Here is a 17,745-nt window from a genome sequence, read left to right as displayed (position 1 = left end):
CCGACACACTCCTGCAGTAGCGTGCCTGGCGTGGGCCTGCGCGCGGCATCCCGATGAGGCGGGCGTCATGAGCTTACCCGAGCACCCCCTGGCCAGCAGCGAGCGGCACATCCCCGCGCACCTGCAGCCGGCCCTGCGCGCCTACGTGCTGCAGCACTACCGCGGCTTCCTGCTGGCGATCAACTTCATCGCCATGGCGGCCTACGACGCCTACGTCCTCGCCGACGCCGCGCTGATCCCGGACATGGCCCTGCAGTCGCTGCTGCTGCGCGGCGGGCTCAGCCTGGTCGGCCTGCTGAACATCTACCTGGTGTTCCGCCACAGCCGCAGCGTGCTGCTGATGGACCTGCTGATGCCGCTGCACGACATCGTCTCGGCCATCGCCTGGTTCGAACTGCTCAAGCGCAGCGCCTCGCCGGAGGTGCCCATCTTTCTCTACGCCTCGGTGGTGTTCATCGTCCTGGGCAACCTCGGCGTGCGCTATTCCTTCGCCGGCATCCTGGCCTGCTCCATCGCCATCTCGGCGGTGATCCTCGGCAACGTGGCGCTGATCCACGCCGGCGAGCCCAAGGCGCTGCTGGTGTTCACCCTGGTCTACCTGCCGGTGCTGGCCTTCAGCCTGTTCATCAGCTGGACCAACATCAACGGCGTGCGCCGGGCCTTCCTCGCCGACCTGGAGGGCCAGCGCCAACGCGCCGAACTGGCCGAGCTGAACCAGCGCCTGCAGGCCCTGGCCGCCACCGACGCGCTGACCGGCGTGGGCAACCGCCGCGCCTTCGACCTGCACCTGGAGCAGAGCTGGCGGCAGATGCGCAGCCACGGCCGGCCCTTCGCCCTGCTGCTAGCCGACATCGACTACTTCAAGCCGTTCAACGACCACTACGGCCACCCCGCCGGCGACCGCTGCCTGTGCGAGGTGGCGAACTGCATGGCCGACACCCTGCGCAGCGGCCAGGCCCGGGTGTTCCGCTACGGCGGCGAGGAATTCGTCATCCTCCTGCAGGTGGCCAGCCCGCTGGAGCTGCGCCAGGTCGCCGAGCGCCTGCGCGAGCGCGTGGCGGAACTGGACATCGAGCACCTGAAGCGCCCCGACCGCCTCTGCCACCTGACCATCAGCCTGGGCGGCGGGCTGTCCGACGGCGCCGCCGAAGCGGGCGAGCTGCTCGACCGCTGCGACCGCCTGCTCTACCAGGCCAAGCAACAGGGCCGCGACCGCGTGTGCCTGGCCGGCGACTAGCCGCCGCTGCCAGCTCCAGGGCCGGGAAAGGCCCGCCGGGGTCCGGACGCCATCAACAACGAACTGGAAGCCCCCTTCGGCCGCGCGGAGAACGACCTGCCGCGATTCGCAGGGCCTGCCCGGCTTGAGGCCGGCCTATCGGGCGGTCGGCAGCAACGATTGGACGCCGCCCGCCGCGCCCGGTAACGTGCCGCTCATCCGCATTCCCACGACAAGACCGACGGCGCAGCGCCGCACGTTCGGCTACATATCGATAAATGACGCCGGCCAGGCCTTGGCCCCACTACCCGACAGGCAGCTCCCATGGACATCAAGCAGCTCAAGTTCCTCATCGCCCTGGACCAGACCCGCCACTTCGGGCAGGCTGCCGCGCTCTGCCACATCACCCAGCCCACGCTGTCCATGCGCCTGCGCAATCTCGAGGACGAGCTGGACCTGGTGCTGGTGACCCGCGGCCAGCGCTTCGAGGGCTTCACCGAGGCCGGCGAGCGCATCCTGGCCTGGGCCCGCACCCTGCTGGCCGCCTACGACGGCCTGCAGGCCGAGGCCGCCAGCTGCCGCGGGCAACTGGTGGGCAGCCTGCGCCTGGGCCTGGTGCCGCTGTCCAGCTTCAACCCGATGCAGGTGCTCAAGCCGCTGTCCCAGCGCTACCCGGAGCTGCAGTTCCAGCTGTCGTCGCTGAGCTCGGAGCAGATCATCGACGGCCTCAGCCGCAACCAGCTGGACCTGGGCATCTGCTACCTCGACCAGGTCAACACCACCTACTTCGAAGTGCTGGAACTGGCCACCACCACCATGGGCCTGCTGCACGACGTGCGGCACTTCCAGTTCGAGGACGGCGAGCTCAAGTGGGACAAGCTCAACGACCTGCCCCTGGGGCTGCTGAGCAAGGGCATGCACTACCGCCAGTCCGTCGACCTGAGCTTCCGCAGCCGCGGCCTGGACCCGCTGCCGGTGCTGGAAAGCGACTCCACCTTCCAGCTGATCCAGGCCATCGGCGAAGGCATGTGCTGCGCCATCATGCCGCTGAACTGCGGCCTGGAAACCCTCAGCGAGCACCTGCGCATCACCCCCATCGCCGGCGCCAGCATCCACAGCCCCATCGGCCTGCTGCAGCGGCGCACCGAGCCGCGCTCGGCCCTGGCGGAGAAATGCTTCGCCGAGGCGCGCACCATCCTCGCCGGCGAAAGCCCGGCCGAATGAGCCACTGAAACCCAGGCGCCGCCCGGCGCCACGGAGCCCCCATGAGCCCTACCCCGCCCCCCGCGCCGCAGCAGCCGGGCCAGCCCCTGCGCAAGCAACTGCTGTGGCTGGCCGCCCTCTGGCTGGGCGGCGTCGGCAGCGTGCTGCTGGCCGCCGAGGCGATCCGCCTGGCCATGGCCGCCGCCGGCCTCAAGACCCACTGACGCGCCGCTAGCCGCGGCGCTTCGCCAGGTTCGCCGCCACGGCCGCGCGGATCAGCGCACGAAACGCCGCCTCGTCCAGCACCTCGCCCTCATGGATGTCGATGGCGCGCCGGGTGGAGCCTTCGAGGCTGGCATTGAACAACCCCGCCGGGTCCTCCAGCGCCGCGCCCCTGGCGAAAGTCAGCTTCACCACCTGCTTGTAGGTCTCGCCGGTGCAGAGAATGCCGCCCCGCGACCACACCGGCACGCCCCGCCACTTCCACTGCTCGACCACCTCCGGTTCGGCCTCGCGCACCAGCGCCCGCACCGGCGCCAGCACCTCGCCGCGCCAGTCGCCCAGCTCGGCGATCCGCGCGCTGATCAGGGCGCCGGCGTCGTCCGCCGCCACAGGCTTGTCTTCGCTCATCGCACTCTCCCTCTCGCGCGCCGGCGGCCGCCGGCATGACCGCTTGAGTATCGACCAGGGACGGGCCCGCGACAGGCGAAATCGTCACGTCGGCGGCGGTGCTCCCACCTCGAAGATGGCCCCCTCGATGCCGAGTACCTCGCCGGTGTCGGCATAGATGCCCACTCCCTTCTCCCAGACGTTCTTGATCCGCCCGTCGGCGCAGCGGATGCGGTAGGTCAGCTCGTAGGGCTCGCGGCGCAGCAGGGCCTGCTGCACGCCGGCCCAGACGTATTCGGCGTATTCCTCGAGGATCAGCGTGCTGTAGCTGTGCTCGTAGGTGTCGGTGAGGTAGTGCGCCGGGTAGCCGGTGAGCTGCAGGCAGCCGGCGCTGACGAACTCCATGGTCCACTGGCGGTTGTTGCGCCCGCGGTAGATCAGCCCGGGCAAGCCGTCGAGCAGGCTGGCGGCGCCGCGCCGGCTGGCCTCCAGGCGAGCGTCCTGGCGGCGCTGGCTGGTGGCGTCGCTGAGCGACAGGTAGAGCGTCTCGGCGTCGCCGTCGAGCTGCACGTCGAACCAGCGCAGGCGCCCGTGGGCGTCGATGAAGCGCAGGCACTGCCGCGCGCCGTCGCCCTGGCGGGCCTGGCGCAGCACCGCGCGCCAGCCGGGCAGGTCCTCCTGGTGCAGGCAGGCGGCCAGTTCCTCGCCCAGGCCGCTGTCGCCCATCAACAGGCGCCAGGCGCGGTTGGCCCGGCGGATGCGGCCGCGGCCGTCCAGGCGCAGCAGCGCCACCGGGTAGCGGTCGCCGTCGTCGCGGCCATCGGCGAAGGGAGTTGCCATGTGCCGTCCTCCTCAGTGCGGGCCGCCGCCGCGGTGGACCCAGGCGGCCAGTTCCAGGCGCGAGCCCAGGTGGAACTTGCGCAGCAGGTTCTTCACGTAGATTTTCACGGTGCCGTCGCTGATGCCCAGCTCGCGGGCGATGCGCTTGTTGCTCAGGCCCCGGGCGATCAGCGCCAGGGTCTGGCCCTCGCGGGCGGTGAGTTCGTCCGGCGGCGCGGCGGGACCGGGCTCGGCGAGCAGCGCCACCAGGCTGCCGTCCAGCTGCACCGAGCCGCGGCCGCAGCCGCGCACGTAGTCCAGCAGCGCCTCCGGCTCGGTGTCCTTGAGCAGGTAGCCCTCGGCGCCCAGGCGCAGGGCGGCGGCCAGCTCGGCGCGGTCGGCCGAGGCGGTGAGCACTATCACCTGGCTGTCCAGCTCCAGCTGGCGCAGCTCGTCGAGCACCTGCAGGCCGCCCAGGCCGGGCATGTGCAGGTCCAGCAGGATCAGCTCCGGGCTCAGCTGGCAGGCCAGGCTGATGCCCTCGCGGCCGCTGGAGGCCTGGCCGACCACGGTGAACTCGCCGCTTTCGCTGAGCAGCTCGGCCAGGCCGCGGCGGAACAGCGGGTGGTCATCGATCAGCAGCAAGGTGGCGCTGTGCATCGACTTTCTCCTCCGGGTCGAGGGCCACGCCGGGCAGCCGCAACGCGACCCGCGTGCCCCGTGGCGGGATGGTCTTCACGCTCAGGCCGGCGCCGATGGCCAGGGCCCGCTCGCGCATGATCGACAGGCCGAAGTGGCCGGTCTCGCCGCAGGCCTGCAGGCCGACGCCGTCGTCCTCGACCGTCACCCGCAGCTCGCCCCGGGCCAGGCGCAGGTCGATGCGCGCGGTGCGCGCGTGGGAGTGGCGGACGATGTTGGCCAGCGCTTCGCGGACGATCTGCAGCACCTGCAGGGCCTGCTCGTCGTCGAGCAGGCCGTCGGGCAGGCGGTTGTCCAGTTCGAAGACGATGGTGCTGCGCCGGCCGAACTCCTCCACCGAATCCAGCAGCGACTGGCGCAGGCTGCGCCCGCCCAGGCTCAGCCGGGCATTGCCGATCAGCTCGCGGACCTGGCGCTGCACCGCTTGCAGGCCGTGGCGCAGTTCCTCCAGCAACGGCGCGGCCTGCTGCGGGCGCTGCAGCTGGCCCTGCAGGCGGTTCGCCTGGAAGGCCAGGAAGCCCAGCTGCTGGGCCACCGAGTCGTGCAGCTCGCGGGCCAGCAGGGTGTCCTGGCCGTGGCGCTCCAGGCGCAGCCGCGCGCGCTGGCGGGCGATGCCGTGGGCGCTGGCGGCCAGCAACGGCAGCCAGGCCAGCAGCGCCCGGTGCTGGCGGCCAGTGGCGTCCTGCAGCGCCAGCGCGGCATGGCCGCCCGATTCCAGCGGCCACAGCTGGCGCGGCTCGCCACGCGCCCGGCAGGGCCGGCAGGGGCCGGCGCGCAAGGCCGGCAGGTCGCGCAATGGGCAGTCGGGCTCGGCGCAGAAGGCCGCCGGGCGGCGCAGCGGCTCCGCCAGACCGGGCTCGTCCAGCAGCAGGCAGGGCGCGGCGGCGGGATGGGCCGCCGCCAGGTCGGCGAGCAGGCGCGCCAGCGGCGCCCAGCTGCCCGGCTCCTCCAGCAGCCCGCGCAGCAGCTCGGCCTCGGCGCGCCGTGGCGCGGACGCGACGGCGCCTGCGAGCCATCGTTGCCGCCAGCAATCCAGCCACCCCGCACGCCGTGCGCCCATGCCCAGCCCTCGTTCGCAATTGCGCTAGCGGCAGCAACTTTCATGCCCTCGGCGGGTCCTCCCCGCGGCCCTTACCCCTTTGGAGATATCACCTCCTGCGGATTGAGCGGTTATTCGCAACAGGAAAATATTTTCCCCAACGCGAAACACGAAAGTTCGCCGCCGCCAGCGCCCGGATGCGCACCAACACAAGGCCCCGCGCCTCAGGATCGGGCACGGCGGCGACCCACCCAGCGAGGAAGCCATGACCGATACCGCTCTCTGCGCCAGCGCCCCGCCGCTGCCCAGCCTGCCCCGCTACGACGCCCCGCCGCGCCTGGCCGGCGGCCAGGCGCTGCTGGTGATGCAACAGGCCGACGCCGACCAGGCCCGCGCCCTGGCCGCCCGCCTCGGGCTGGCCGCCGGCGAACTGGAACTGCTGGCCACCGATGCGCAGAACGCCCCGCGCGCCCTGCAGGAACGCCTGGCCAGCGCCAGCGTCGGCCTGCAGCTGCTGCTGTGGGGCGACGAGGCCTTCCTCTGGCCGCTGCATGCCCTGGCCCGCCAGGCCGGCCTGCGCCCCGACGAGATCCACCTGTTGCGCCAGGGCGGGGCCGCCCGCACGCTGTACTGCGTGCACTGCGGCACCTTGCAGAGCGCCGGCGCCGCCGACCACCACGACTGCCGCCAATGCGGCGTGCGCCTGGAAGTGCGGCGGCATTTCTCCCAGCGCCTGGGCGCCTACCTGGGCGTGTGCGCCGACGCCGACCAACCCTATGCGGAGGCCCGCCCATGAGCGCCTTCTTCGACGTGCGGGTGAGCGCCGTGCGCGCCCTCACCCCGGTGATCCGCGAATTCACCTTCGAGGCCGTGGACGGCGCGCTGCCCGGCTTCTCCGCCGGCAGCCACGTGCAGCTGTGCCTGCCCAACGGCCTGCGCAACGCCTACTCGCTGCTGGGCGACCCGGCCGACGCCAGCCACTACCGCATCGCCGTGCGCCGCCAGGAAAAGTCCCGCGGCGGCTCGCGCTACCTGCACGAGCAACTGCAGGTCGGCGACCGGCTGCGCGTCGGCGCCCCGGCCAACCTGTTCGCCCTGCACGGCGAGGCGCGCCGGCACATCCTGGTGGCCGGCGGCATCGGCATCACACCCTTCCTCGCCCACTGCCGCGAACTGCTGCGCCGCGGCGCGGATTTCGAACTGCACTACGCCTACCGCAGCGGGATCAGCGACGCCTATCTGGGCGAACTGCGCGACCTGCTCGGCGAGCGCCTGCACGAATACGACGGCGCCCAGCGCGCGCTGGACCTCAATCAGCTGCTGCGCCACCGCCCGCTGGGCAGCCACGTCTATGCCTGCGGCCCGCAGCGCCTGCTGCTGGCCCTGCGCGAGCAGGCCGCGGCGCTGGGCTGGAGCGACTCGCGGGTGCACTGGGAAGCCTTCGCCGCGCCGGAGCCGGGCCAGCCGTTCCGCGTGGAGCTGGCGCGCAGCGGCCGCCAGCTGGAAGTGGGCGCCGAGCAGAGCCTGCTCGAAGCCCTGGAAGGCGCCGGCGTGGAAGTGCCCAGTCTGTGCCGCGGCGGGGTCTGCGGGCAGTGCCAGACGCGCTACCTCAAGGGCGAGGTGGAGCACCGCGACCACGTCCTCGACGCCGGCGAACGCGCCGGCAGCCTGATGCCCTGCGTATCCCGCGGCTGCGGCCCGATCCTGCTCGACCTCTAGGAGAACCACGATGCCCACGACCCTCAAGCCGGTGGAGCGCTACCGCGAGGCCTTCAGCTTCGCCAACAGCGCGGAGGCCATCCGCCGCTTCCCGTTCCCCTTCCCGGAAGACCGCTACCAGTACTCGGTGAACATCGAGCCGGCCGTGCCGCGCGAGCCGGGCTCGGTGTTCGAGCACCTGTTCGACATCGACGAGCACTACCGCTCCGAGGTGGCCGAGCGCGCCCTGGTGCTGCAGCGCGACCCGACGCGCTGCCTGGTGATGCCGCACATGCAGCCGGCCGCCTGGGACGCCCTGGCGCTGCTGATGGAGCGCCTTTCCAGCGACTACCCGCAGTACTTCCAGCTGCGCCGCGAGGGCGCGCAGTGGGAGTGGCGCAACCTGGTGCTGGGCATCCACCAGCGCTTCACCTACGGCGACGCCGGCAGCCTGCCCTGCGAGCCGCTGGAATACATCACCCGCCAGGTACAGGGCGACTTCGCCCTGCTCGACCAGCGCGACGGCGACCTGTTCATGGACGCCGGCATGGTCACCGGCCCGGCCGACTGGTCGCTGGCCTTCGACGCCGGCATGAGCTTCAAGCAGTGGCACTCGCCGGTGCCCATGGCGCACCAGATGGGCGTGTTCGACCGCGCCCTGAAGTACCTGCTGAACCTGCAGGTGGGCCAGCCGATGCGCCGGCTGAACTGGACCATGACCATCAACCCGCGCCTGGACACCTCGCCGGAGACCTACCACGAGTGGGGCGCCGACCGCGGCAGCGTCACCGCGCAGAACGCCGGCGAGCTGGTGCACCTGCGCGTGGAGCTGCAGGTGATGGCGCGCCTGCCGCGCAGCCACGCGCTGATGTTCAGCATCCGCACCTACCTGATCAGCATGAACGAGCTGGCCACCCAGCCGCACTGGGCCCGGCGCCTGTACCGCGTGCTGCGCGACCTGCCCGAGCCGATCGCCGACTACAAGGGCCTGAGCCGCTACCGCGGCGCCCTGCTCGACTGGCTGCGGCCGTTCGATCCGCAAGCCTGAAGAACCGCCACCCACTACAAGAGGATTACCCCATGGCCAATTCCTGGCGCATCAGCGCCCTGCGTGAACGCCACCTGGCGCTTGGCTCCAAACTCGAGGACTGGAACGGCATGGGCACCGCCTGGACCTACGCCAGCGACCTCGCCGACCACCACGAGGCGATCCGCACCCGCGCAGGGCTGATGGACGTGTCCGGGCTGAAGAAGGTGCACTACGTCGGCCCCCACGCCGAGAGCCTGCTGGACTGGGCCACCACCCGCGACATCTCCAAGCTCTACCCGGGCAAGTCGGTGTACGCCTGCATGCTCGACGAGGACGGCAGGTTCGCCGACGACTGCATCGTCTACCGCACCGGCCCCAACGCCTTCATGGTGGTGCACGGGGCCGGCGTCGGCCACGAGATGCTCATCCGCTCGGCCCAGGGCCGGCAGGTGGCGGTGCTGTTCGACGACGACCTGCACGACCTGTCGCTGCAGGGCCCGCTGGCGGTGGACTTCCTCGCCAGGCACGTGCCGGGCATCCGCGAGCTGCCCTACTTCCACCACCTGCTGGGCAAGCTGTTCGGGCATCCGGTGATGATCTCGCGCACCGGCTACACCGGCGAGCGCGGCTACGAGATCTTCTGCAAGGCCGCCGACGCCCCGGCCATCTGGGACGGCATCCTCGAACAGGGCAAGGACCTGGGCATCATCCCCTGCGCCTTCACCGCCCTGGACTGGCTGCGGGTGGAGAGCTACCTGCTGTTCTACCCCTACGACAACTCGCAGATGTACCCCTTCGCCGACGAGAAGGCCGGCGACAGCCTCTGGGAGCTGGGCCTGGACTTCACCGTGTCGCCCGGCAAGCAGGACTTCCGCGGCGCCGGCGAGCACTACCGGCTCAAGGGCCAGGAGCGCTTCCGCATCTTCGGCGTGCTGCTCGACGGCGAGCAGGCCGCCCAGGCCGGCGACACCCTGTGGCATGCCGGGCAGGAAGTGGGGCTGATCACCTGCGCCATGTACTCGCGGCTGACCGGCCGTTCCATGGCCATCGCCCGGCTGAGCACCGACTGCGCCGAACAGGGCGTGCCGCTGCAGGTGCGCGGCAGCCTGCAGGCCGGCGCCATCGCCCACACCCTGCCCTTCGACGACCCCGAGAAGAAGAAGCGCACCGCCAAGGGCTGAGCCCTGCCCGCCCGGTGCGCCGGGCGGCCTTCCACCCTGCTGCGAGACCGAACATGGACACCCACTACATCCTCACCATCGACTGCCCGGCGCGCTCCGGGATAGTCGCCGCCGTCAGCACCTACCTGGCCGGGCGGCAGTGCTACATCAGCGAGCTGTCGCAGTTCGACGACGAGATCACCGGGCGCTTCTTCATGCGCGCCGTGTTCCGCTTCGACGCCGACGCCAAGGGCGACATCCAGGCCCTGCGCGACGGCTTCGAGGACGTCGCCGTGCCCTTCGACATGCACTGGCAGCTGTTCGACGGCCAGCGGCCGATGCGCGTGCTGCTGATGGTCAGCAAGTTCGACCATTGCCTGGCCGACCTGCTGTACCGCCACGCCAAGGGTGAGCTGGAGATGCAGATCACCGCCATCGTCTCCAACCACCTCGACCTGCGCCCCATGGCCGAGCGAGAAGGCATCCGCTTCATCTACCTGCCGGTGACCAGGGACACCAAGGCCCAGCAGGAAGCCGAGCTGCTGAAGATAGTCGCCGAGACCGGCACCGAACTGGTGGTCCTCGCCCGCTACATGCAGATCCTCTCCGACGACCTCTGCAAACAGCTCTCCGGCAAGGCCATCAACATCCACCACTCCTTCCTCCCCGGCTTCAAGGGCGCCAAGCCCTACCACCAGGCCTACGAGCGCGGCGTGAAGCTGATCGGCGCCACCGCGCATTACGTGACCTCCGATCTCGACGAGGGCCCGATCATCGAGCAGGAAGTGCAGCGCGTGGACCACGCCTACAGCCCCGAGGCGCTGGTCGCCATCGGCCGCGACACCGAGACCGTGGCCCTGTCGCGGGCGCTCAAGTACCACCTGCAACACCGCGTGTTCATCAACCGCGACAAGACCGTGATCTTCTCCTGACAACTACGAACGTGGAGCACCGGACATGAAGCAAAGAGTCGCCATCATCGGCGCCGGCCCCAGCGGCCTGGCCCAGCTGCGGGCCTTCCAGTCGGCGCGCGACAAGGGCGCCGACATCCCCGAACTGGTCTGCTTCGAGAAGCAGGCCGACTGGGGCGGCATGTGGAACTACACCTGGCGCACCGGCCTGGACGAGCACGGCGAGCCGGTGCACGGCAGCATGTACCGCTACCTCTGGTCCAACGGGCCGAAGGAATGCCTGGAGTTCGCCGACTACAGCTTCGACGAGCACTTCGGCCGGCCCATGGGCTCCTACCCGCCGCGCGAGGTGCTCTGGGACTACATCAAGGGCCGCGTGGTCAAGGCCGGCGTGCGCCCCTACATCCGCTTCAACACCACGGTGCGCAACGTCACCTGGGACGAGGCCGGCGGCACCTTCGAGGTCACCGCCCACAGCTACGACGACGACCGCACCTACAGCGAGGCCTTCGACTACGTGGTGGTCGCCAGCGGCCACTTCTCCACGCCCAACGTGCCCTACTTCGACGGCTTCGAGAGCTTCGCCGGGCGCGTGCTGCACGCCCACGACTTCCGCGACGCCCTGGAATTCCAGGGCAAGGACGTGCTCATCGTCGGCGGCAGCTACTCGGCCGAGGACATCGGCTCGCAGTGCTTCAAATACGGCGCGCGCAGCATCACCAGTTGCTACCGCAGCGCGCCCATGGGCTACAAGTGGCCGGAGAACTGGGAGGAGAAACCGCTGCTCACCCAGGTCAAGGGCAGCACCGCCTTCTTCGCCGACGGCAGCAGCAAGCGCGTCGACGCCATCATCCTGTGCACCGGCTACAAGCACCACTTCCCCTTCCTGCCGGAGGAGCTGCGGCTGAAGACCGACAACCGCCTGTGGCCGCTGAACCTCTACAAGGGCGTGTTCTGGGAGCAGAACCCGCGGCTGGTCTACCTCGGCATGCAGGACCAGTGGTACAGCTTCAACATGTTCGACGCCCAGGCCTGGTACGCCCGCGACGTGATCCTCGGGCGCATCGCCCTGCCGAGCCCGGCGCTGATGCGCGCCGAGGACCTGGCCTGGCGCCAGGAGGAGGAAACCCTGGAGAACGCCCGGCAGATGTTCGAGTTCCAGGGCGAGTACATCCGCCAGCTGATCAAGGCCACCGACTACCCCAGCTTCGACATCGCCGAGGTGAACAACACCTTCCTGCAATGGAAGCAGGACAAGTACGAAAACATCATGGGCTACCGCGACAAGTGCCACCGCTCGCTGATCACCGGCACCCTCGCCACGCCGCACCACACGCCCTGGCTGCAGGCCCTGGACGATTCGCTGGAGGCCTACCTGGCCGACCAGCCGGTGGACCAGCTCAGGAAAGCCCTCTGAGCCTTCTCCCGGGGCGGCCCCGCCGCCCCGCCTTGCGTGGAGCACGAGAATGAACCTGCCCGTGACGAGCCGGCCCTTCGAGCCGGCCCTGTTCGCCCGCGCCCCGGCGCTGGAGCGCCACCGCGTCGCCCCCGGCGGCCTGACCGTGCTGGCCCTGGAAGCCGGCGACCGGCTGCAGGCCATCGACCTGGAAGGCGACCAGGGCGCCGAGCTGCTGGCCTTCGCCACCGATGGCCGTCCGGCCCTGGCCGACCTCGGCCTGGTACCCAGCCCCGGCACCGACTTCATCCACCACCTGTTGCACGACGGCAGCCGCGAGGCTGCCCACGTCAGCGCCGGCCTGGCCCGGCGCGGCATCGACTGCCGCCACCTGCCGAGTGCCGCGCGGCTGTGGGAAGGCGGCACGCCGGCCGGCTTCAGCCGCACCCTCGACGCCAGTGCGGCGCTGCTGGTGATAGTGGCCGCGCCCGGCGGCCCCACGCCGGTAGACAGCCAGGCGCGGGCCAGCGAACTGCGCCTGCTGGTGCACCGCGCCAACCCGCGCCAGCTGCTCGCCCCGCCGCTGCCGGCGCCGCTGGGCGAGGTGCTGGACGAATTCACCATCCGCCCCGGCAGCGCCAACGCCTACACGGTCGCCGCCGGGCAGTACATCCAGGTGCTCGACGTCGCCGGCCGCCAGTGCTCGGACTTCGTCGCCTTCGACCGCCGCGGCCTGGACGCCGGCCGCGAGATCGACCTGGACCCCACCGTCACCCGCACCCTCAACGGCAACGCCTACCCCGGCCCGGGCCTGTACAGCCGCTTCTACGACCGCGACCTGCAGCCGATGCTGGAGGTAGTGCGCGACACCGTGGGCCGCCACGACACCTTCGCCCTGGCCTGCACCGCGCGCTACTACGAAGCCCAGGGCTACTTCGGCCACGCCAACTGCAGCGACAACCTCAGCCGCGCCCTCGCCAGCCATGGCGTGCGCGGCCGCGCCGGCTGGCCGGCGATCAACTTCTTCTTCAACACCGGGGTCGACGCGCACCAGCAGCTGACCCTCGACGAACCCTGGTCGCGCCCCGGCGACTACGTGCTGCTGCGCGCCCTCACCGACCTGGTCTGCGCCAGCAGTTCCTGCCCCGACGACATCGACCCGGCCAACGGCTGGCAGCCCACCGACATCCACGTCCGCGTGTACAGCGAAAAGGAGCGTTTCAGTATCGCCATGGCCAACCGCAAGACGCCCGACGCCGACCCGCAACTGACCCGCGAAAGCGGCTTCCACCCCGGCACCGCCGCCCTCACCCGGCAGTTCGTCGACTACCGCGGCTTCTGGACGCCGACGCATTTCGACGGCTACGGCGCCATCGAGGAATACCACGGCTGCCGCGGGAAAGTGGCGGTGATGGACCTCTCCGCCCTGCGCAAGTTCGAGGTGCTGGGCCCGGACGCCGAGGCCCTGCTGGATTACTGCCTGACCCGCGACGTGCGCAAGCTGGCGGTCGGCCAGGTGGTGTACTCGGCGATGTGCTACGAACACGGCGGCATGCTCGACGACGGCACCCTGCTGCGCCTGGGACCGGACGCCTTCCGCTGGATCGGCGGCGAGGACTACGCCGGCGACTGGCTGCGCGAACAGGCGCAGAAGCTGGGCATGAAGGTGTGGATCAAGAGCGCCTCCGAGCAGATCCACAACATCGCCGTGCAGGGCCCGCTGGCCCGCGAACTGCTCAAGGGCATGGTCTGGACGCCGGGCACCCAGCCAAAGCTGGAGGACCTGGGCTGGTTCCGCTTCCTCACCGGCCGCCTCGACGACTACAACGGCGCGCCGCTGATGGTCTCGCGCACCGGCTACACCGGCGAGCTGGGCTACGAGCTGTGGTGCCACCCGAGCGACGCCATGGCCGTGTGGCAACGCCTGTGGCAGCTGGGCGAACCCCTGGGCCTGGTGCCCCTGGGCCTGCACGCGCTGGACATGCTGCGCATCGAGGCCGGGCTGGTGTTCGCCGGCTACGAGTTCGACGACCAGACCGACCCCTTCGAGGCCGGCATCGGCTTCTGCGTGCCGCTGAAGACCAAGCAGGCCGACTTCATCGGCAAGGATGCCCTGCTAAAGCGCAGCGCCAACCCGCAACGCCGCCTGGTGGGGCTGGAACTGGAAGGCAACGAGCCGGCCGCGCACGGCGACTGCGTGCACGTCGGCCGCGCCCAGGTCGGCGTCGTCACCAGCGCCACCCGCTCGCCGCTGCTGGGCAGGAACATCGCCCTGTGCCGGCTGGACGTGGGCTACTGCGAGCCGGGCACGGCGGTGGAGGTCGGCAAGCTCGACGGCCAGCAGAAGCGCATCCGCGCGCAAGTGGCCGCCGGCACCGTGGCCTACGACCCGCAGAAGAGCCGCGTGCGCGCCTGAGGCGCTTTCTGGAGTGGCTTTTGCAGTGTGTAGGCAACGCGTCGCTCGCAGACCAAGGAGGAACGGCCGATGTGGTTCAGCAAGGCATCCCGCAACCTGGCCGAGGAGCTCGGCCAGTGGCTCGACCAGCTTTCCAGCGAACCTGACACGGCGCCGCCGCGGCACTGCGAGCCGCGCCTGCGCGCCAGCCTGGAACGCCTGCAGCGTGGCTGGCAGGAGCTGCTGAGCTTCCGCCAGCACGCCGAACGGCAGCCGCCAGCGCCCTGCAGCGCCGAGGAATACCAGGACCTGACACGGCGCCTGGCCCAGGCCGAGCAGCAGAACCAGCAGTTGCGCGACGAGCTGGAACAGCAGCAGCGCCAGCTCGGCGAGCTGGAGGCCGAACGCCGGCAATGGCAGGAGGAACGCCAGGTCTGGGAACTGACCCAGCGCACCCTCACCGAAGGCTGCTGGGCGATGAACGTGGTCAACGGCGACCCGGACCACCCGCACAACCTGATCCGCTGGTCCGAGCAGTTCCGCGAGCTGATCGGCTACCGGCGCGAGGAATTCCCCGACGGCTGGGACAGCTACTTCGGCGTGGTCAACCCGGACGACCTGAAGACGGTCATGCAGACCTTCAACGCCGCCATGGCCGACACCAACGGCGACGGCTCCTACGCGGTGGAATACCGCATGCGCCACAAGAGCCGCGGCGAAATCTGGTTCCGCGAACGCGGCCGCTGCCTGCGCGACAACCGCGGCCGCCTGCTGTACGTGACCGGCGCGGTGCGCGAGATCAGCGACGAAAAAGCCGCCGCCGCCCTGCACGAACGCGAGCAGGCGAACATCCAGACCACCTACGGGCAGATCGCCCAGGTGGCCGGGGTGATCCGCGGCATAGCCGAGCAGACCAACCTGCTGGCCCTGAACGCCGCCATAGAAGCCGCCCGCGCCGGCGAACAGGGCCGCGGCTTCGCCGTGGTGGCCGACGAGGTGCGCAACCTGGCAAGGCGCACCCAGGAGTCGGTGCAGCAGATCCAGGCGATGTTGCAGCAGCACTGAGCCAGCAGGCGCAATCTTTTCGTAGGAGCGAGCTTGCTCGCGAACGGTACTCGCCGGCAGCAGCTGTGCTTGAGATGAACGCCGTCCCCTCTCCCCAGCCCTCTCCCTGAAGGGAGAGGGGGCTAGTCCGTGCCGAGAATGGATTTGGCGTCAGCCGGCAACTTCGTGCTAGCCGGCTGACTCCAAAATACCCGAGCACTCCGAACGGTCCCCTCTCCCTTCAGGGAGAGGGTTAGGGAGAGGGCGCTCTCAACCCCAGCGTCTCCATCCCTCCTGTAGGAGCGGGCCCTGCCCGCGATTTCGCGCGCAGGGCGCGCTCCTACATGGCAATGGCACGAACGGGACAACGCCCACGATCCCCCCTACACCACCTCCCCTCCCCCCACCAGCTTCAACCCGACGATCCCCCCCACGATCATCACCAGGCACAGCGCCTTCAACGCCCCCAACGGCTCCCCGAGAAACAGGCTGCCATAGGCCACCGTACCCAGCGTGCCAATTCCCACCCACACCGCATACGCCAACCCCAGCGGCAGCTCCCGCACCGCCAGGCTCAGCAGGTAGATGCTCAGCGCCAGGAACACCCCGCAGTAGAGGCTCGGCCCCAGCCGGGTGAAGCCCTCGGTGCGGGGGATGATCGAGGCGTACAGCACTTCGCAGAGCCCCGCCAGGACCAGGTAGCCCCAGCCGTTCAACCAGGCCATCGGTCATTTCTCCTTTGCCAAAAAACAACGCCGACGCGAAGGCGTCGGCGCTGGGTGCTGCAAGGGGCTCAGACGGCGTCTTCGCCCAGCTCGCCGGTGCGGATGCGCACGATGCTCTCCAGGTCCTGGACGAACACCTTGCCGTCGCCGATCTTGCCGGTGCGCGCCGCCTTGAGGATGGCGTCGACGGCGGCCTGGCACAGGGTGTCGCCGACCACCACCTCCAGTTTCACCTTGGGCAGCAGTTCCACGACGTACTCGGCGCCCCGGTACACCTCCGAATGGCCCTTCTGCCGGCCGTAGCCCTTGACCTCGGTGGCGGTCACGCCGTGCACGCCGGCCTCGGTCAGCGCCAGGCGCACGTCGTCCAGGCGGAAGGGTTTGATGATCGCGGTGATGAGTTTCATGGCAGCGATCCTCAGTTGGAGTACTTGTAGCCGACTTCGCCGTGGGCGGAGAGGTCAAGCCCGTCCACCTCGGCTTCCTCGTCCACGCGCAGCCCGCCGCACAGCGCCGCGGCCACCTTGAAGGCGACCAGGCTGGTGACGCCGGAGAAGCAGATGCTGAAGAGAATGGCACCGCCATTGACCAGCAGTTGGTCGAACAACCCGCGGCCTTCGGGGAAGCCCTGGCCGCCGATGGCAGTGAGGGCGAACACCGGGGTCAGCAGGCCACCGAGGATGCCGGCCACGCCGTGCACGCCGAACACGTCGAAGGCGTCGTCCAGGCCGATCATCGGCTTGAGCTTGTCCACCGACCAGACGCACACCGGGCCGGCGATCAGGCCGAGCAGGATGGCACCCATGGGGCCGACGTAGCCGCACGCCGGGGTGATCGCCACCAGCCCGGCGATGGCGCCGGACACCGCGCCGAACAGGCTCGGCCGGCCCTTGTGCTGCCATTCGACGAGCATCCAGGCCAGGGCGCCGGCGCAGCTGGCGAGCATGGTGTTGACCATCACCAGCATGGCGAAGCCGCTGGCGGCCAGCGCGCAGCCGCCGCAGAAGCCCAGCCAGCCCACCCACAGCAGCGAGCCGCCGGTGAGGGTCATGGTCATGTTGTGCGGCGCCAGGGTGGCGGTGCCGAAGCCGCGGCGCCGGCCCAGCAGCCAGGCGCCCACCAGCGCGGCGATGCCGACGTTGAGGTGCACCACGTTGCCGCCGGCGAAGTCCTGCACGCCCAGGTCGAACACCCAGCCGCCGCCCCAGGCCATGTGCGCCATGGGGATGTAGTTGATGGTCAGCCACACCGCCATGAACACCATGACCGCGGCGAACTTCATACGCTCGGCGAAGGCGCCGACGATGATCGCCGGGGTGATGGCGGCGAACAGCAGCATGAACAGGAAGTACAGGTACTCGGGGATGGTGCCGACCACCGAGTCCTTGGTGATGCCGACCATGAACAGCTTGTCCAGGCCGCCGACCACCGACTGCAGCGCGCCGCCGTCGGTGAAGGTCAGGCTGTAGCCGTACACGGCGAACAGCACCGACATCAGCGAGGCGGTGCAGAACACCTGCATGAGGATCGACAGCACGTTCTTGGTCCGCGCCATGCCGCCATAGAACAGCGCCAGGCCCGGCAGGGTCATCAGCAGCACCACCAGCGAGCAGAGCGCGACGAAGGCGGTGTCGCCGCTGTTGATCGCCGGCGGCGCCTCGTCCGCCAGGGCGGCGACGCTGCCGAACAGCAGGGAAAGGCCCAACATACTGCGGCTCACGTGTGAAAACCGGATCATTGCCTGTTGCCTCCAACCGACGGGGACGGGGCCGGCCCGCGGTCGGGGCACGGGCCGGCGTTT

17 protein-coding genes and 1 pseudogene are annotated in these 17,745 nt (G+C 70.2%); 11 read left to right on the top strand and 7 right to left on the bottom strand.

The features are described from left to right. The first annotated feature begins 67 nt into the window (after positions 1–67). The 3 genes from RN02_RS05180 (at position 68) to RN02_RS32115 (ending at position 2,643) form a co-directional block, all read left to right on the top strand. Positions 68–1,237: a GGDEF domain-containing protein gene (locus RN02_RS05180; protein ID WP_043313415.1), complete on the top strand. Its 1,170-nt coding sequence runs from the start codon at positions 68–70 to the stop codon at positions 1,235–1,237. A gap of 303 nt (positions 1,238–1,540) precedes the next feature. Next, entirely contained in the window at positions 1,541–2,440 is a 900-nt protein-coding gene (locus RN02_RS05175) for a LysR family transcriptional regulator (protein ID WP_043313413.1), read from the top strand. A gap of 41 nt (positions 2,441–2,481) precedes the next feature. Beyond that, positions 2,482–2,643, top strand: a complete 162-nt coding sequence (locus RN02_RS32115) for a DUF2474 family protein (RefSeq protein WP_082033716.1) — start codon at positions 2,482–2,484, stop codon at positions 2,641–2,643. A gap of 7 nt (positions 2,644–2,650) precedes the next feature. Here the strand turns inward: RN02_RS32115 and RN02_RS05170 are convergent, their stop codons facing one another. The 4 genes from RN02_RS05170 to RN02_RS32110 form a co-directional block, all read right to left on the bottom strand. Beyond that, positions 2,651–3,049 (bottom strand): DUF1801 domain-containing protein, encoded by a 399-nt coding sequence (locus RN02_RS05170; protein ID WP_043313411.1) that lies wholly within the window; start codon positions 3,047–3,049, stop codon positions 2,651–2,653. Between the two features lie 84 nt (positions 3,050–3,133). Next, complete coding sequence (locus tag RN02_RS05165) at positions 3,134–3,868, bottom strand: PAS domain-containing protein (protein ID WP_009622530.1); 735 nt, start codon at positions 3,866–3,868, stop codon at positions 3,134–3,136. A 12-nt stretch (positions 3,869–3,880) separates the two neighbouring features. Further along, the gene (locus tag RN02_RS05160; RefSeq protein ID WP_043313446.1) at positions 3,881–4,507 is read right to left on the bottom strand and encodes a response regulator; all 627 of its coding nucleotides are present in this window, start codon (positions 4,505–4,507) and stop codon (positions 3,881–3,883) included. Next, positions 4,476–5,606 (bottom strand): sensor histidine kinase, encoded by a 1,131-nt coding sequence (locus RN02_RS32110; RefSeq protein ID WP_058071946.1) that lies wholly within the window; start codon positions 5,604–5,606, stop codon positions 4,476–4,478. The genes RN02_RS05160 and RN02_RS32110 overlap by 32 nt, the downstream gene beginning before the upstream one ends. Before the next feature lie 244 nt (positions 5,607–5,850). Here RN02_RS32110 and RN02_RS05150 point away from each other — a divergent pair, with 244 nt between their 5' ends. The 8 genes and pseudogenes from RN02_RS05150 to RN02_RS34545 form a co-directional block, all read left to right on the top strand. After that, positions 5,851–6,381, top strand: coding sequence for a dimethylamine monooxygenase subunit DmmA family protein (locus tag RN02_RS05150; RefSeq protein WP_043313408.1), 531 nt, complete (start codon positions 5,851–5,853; stop codon positions 6,379–6,381). Further along, a complete protein-coding gene (locus tag RN02_RS05145) occupies positions 6,378–7,304 on the top strand; it encodes a PDR/VanB family oxidoreductase (protein WP_043313405.1) in 927 nt (308 codons plus the stop codon). Before RN02_RS05150 ends, RN02_RS05145 begins: the two co-directional genes overlap by 4 nt. Positions 7,305–7,314: 10 nt before the next feature. Beyond that, on the top strand, positions 7,315–8,331 hold the full coding sequence (locus RN02_RS05140) for a heme-dependent oxidative N-demethylase family protein (RefSeq protein ID WP_009622537.1): 1,017 nt from the start codon (positions 7,315–7,317) through the stop codon (positions 8,329–8,331). 32 nt (positions 8,332–8,363) lie between these two features. After that, complete coding sequence (locus RN02_RS05135) at positions 8,364–9,494, top strand: aminomethyltransferase family protein (protein ID WP_043313403.1); 1,131 nt, start codon at positions 8,364–8,366, stop codon at positions 9,492–9,494. Between the two features lie 53 nt (positions 9,495–9,547). Next, positions 9,548–10,405 carry a formyltetrahydrofolate deformylase gene (gene purU, locus RN02_RS05130; protein WP_043313401.1) on the top strand — a complete coding sequence of 286 codons (858 nt, stop codon included), beginning with the start codon at positions 9,548–9,550 and terminating at the stop codon, positions 10,403–10,405. 25 nt (positions 10,406–10,430) lie between these two features. Further along, positions 10,431–11,801, top strand: coding sequence for a flavin-containing monooxygenase (locus tag RN02_RS05125; protein ID WP_043313398.1), 1,371 nt, complete (start codon positions 10,431–10,433; stop codon positions 11,799–11,801). A 49-nt stretch (positions 11,802–11,850) separates the two neighbouring features. Further along, on the top strand, positions 11,851–14,196 hold the full coding sequence (locus RN02_RS05120; protein ID WP_043313397.1) for a DUF1989 domain-containing protein: 2,346 nt from the start codon (positions 11,851–11,853) through the stop codon (positions 14,194–14,196). Between the two features lie 69 nt (positions 14,197–14,265). Continuing rightward, positions 14,266–15,234, top strand: a pseudogene (locus tag RN02_RS34545) (methyl-accepting chemotaxis protein); the annotation flags it as partial. 368 nt (positions 15,235–15,602) lie between these two features. On the opposite strand, the gene RN02_RS05110 reads toward RN02_RS34545, so the two are convergent. From RN02_RS05110 to RN02_RS05100, 3 genes are all read right to left on the bottom strand, one after another. Further along, entirely contained in the window at positions 15,603–15,944 is a 342-nt protein-coding gene (locus RN02_RS05110) for a DMT family transporter (RefSeq protein WP_043271769.1), read from the bottom strand. Between the two features lie 68 nt (positions 15,945–16,012). Further along, a complete protein-coding gene (locus RN02_RS05105) occupies positions 16,013–16,351 on the bottom strand; it encodes a P-II family nitrogen regulator (RefSeq protein ID WP_043313396.1) in 339 nt (112 codons plus the stop codon). 11 nt (positions 16,352–16,362) lie between these two features. After that, positions 16,363–17,682, bottom strand: a complete 1,320-nt coding sequence (locus RN02_RS05100; protein ID WP_043313395.1) for an ammonium transporter — start codon at positions 17,680–17,682, stop codon at positions 16,363–16,365. Between the last annotated feature and the right edge of the window lie 63 nt (positions 17,683–17,745).

Origin of the sequence: Pseudomonas sp. PI1 (assembly GCF_000812405.1) — a bacterium.
Classification (GTDB): domain Bacteria; phylum Pseudomonadota; class Gammaproteobacteria; order Pseudomonadales; family Pseudomonadaceae; genus Pseudomonas; species Pseudomonas citronellolis.
This window is presented reverse-complemented; position numbering and strand designations above follow the sequence as displayed.

Bases quoted from the DNA above. Each gene is read 5' to 3' on its own strand.
- RN02_RS05180 (WP_043313415.1), top strand. From the start codon at position 68: ATGAGCTTACCCGAGCACCCCCTGGCCAGCAGCGAGCGGCACATCCCC.
- RN02_RS05175 (WP_043313413.1), top strand. From the start codon at position 1,541: ATGGACATCAAGCAGCTCAAGTTCCTCATCGCCCTGGACCAGACCCGC.
- RN02_RS32115 (WP_082033716.1), top strand. From the start codon at position 2,482: ATGAGCCCTACCCCGCCCCCCGCGCCGCAGCAGCCGGGCCAGCCCCTG.
- RN02_RS05170 (WP_043313411.1), bottom strand. From the start codon at position 3,049: ATGAGCGAAGACAAGCCTGTGGCGGCGGACGACGCCGGCGCCCTGATC.
- RN02_RS05165 (WP_009622530.1), bottom strand. From the start codon at position 3,868: ATGGCAACTCCCTTCGCCGATGGCCGCGACGACGGCGACCGCTACCCG.
- RN02_RS05160 (WP_043313446.1), bottom strand. From the start codon at position 4,507: ATGCACAGCGCCACCTTGCTGCTGATCGATGACCACCCGCTGTTCCGC.
- RN02_RS32110 (WP_058071946.1), bottom strand. From the start codon at position 5,606: ATGGGCGCACGGCGTGCGGGGTGGCTGGATTGCTGGCGGCAACGATGG.
- RN02_RS05150 (WP_043313408.1), top strand. From the start codon at position 5,851: ATGACCGATACCGCTCTCTGCGCCAGCGCCCCGCCGCTGCCCAGCCTG.
- RN02_RS05145 (WP_043313405.1), top strand. From the start codon at position 6,378: ATGAGCGCCTTCTTCGACGTGCGGGTGAGCGCCGTGCGCGCCCTCACC.
- RN02_RS05140 (WP_009622537.1), top strand. From the start codon at position 7,315: ATGCCCACGACCCTCAAGCCGGTGGAGCGCTACCGCGAGGCCTTCAGC.
- RN02_RS05135 (WP_043313403.1), top strand. From the start codon at position 8,364: ATGGCCAATTCCTGGCGCATCAGCGCCCTGCGTGAACGCCACCTGGCG.
- purU (WP_043313401.1), top strand. From the start codon at position 9,548: ATGGACACCCACTACATCCTCACCATCGACTGCCCGGCGCGCTCCGGG.
- RN02_RS05125 (WP_043313398.1), top strand. From the start codon at position 10,431: ATGAAGCAAAGAGTCGCCATCATCGGCGCCGGCCCCAGCGGCCTGGCC.
- RN02_RS05120 (WP_043313397.1), top strand. From the start codon at position 11,851: ATGAACCTGCCCGTGACGAGCCGGCCCTTCGAGCCGGCCCTGTTCGCC.
- RN02_RS05110 (WP_043271769.1), bottom strand. From the start codon at position 15,944: ATGGCCTGGTTGAACGGCTGGGGCTACCTGGTCCTGGCGGGGCTCTGC.
- RN02_RS05105 (WP_043313396.1), bottom strand. From the start codon at position 16,351: ATGAAACTCATCACCGCGATCATCAAACCCTTCCGCCTGGACGACGTG.
- RN02_RS05100 (WP_043313395.1), bottom strand. From the start codon at position 17,682: ATGATCCGGTTTTCACACGTGAGCCGCAGTATGTTGGGCCTTTCCCTG.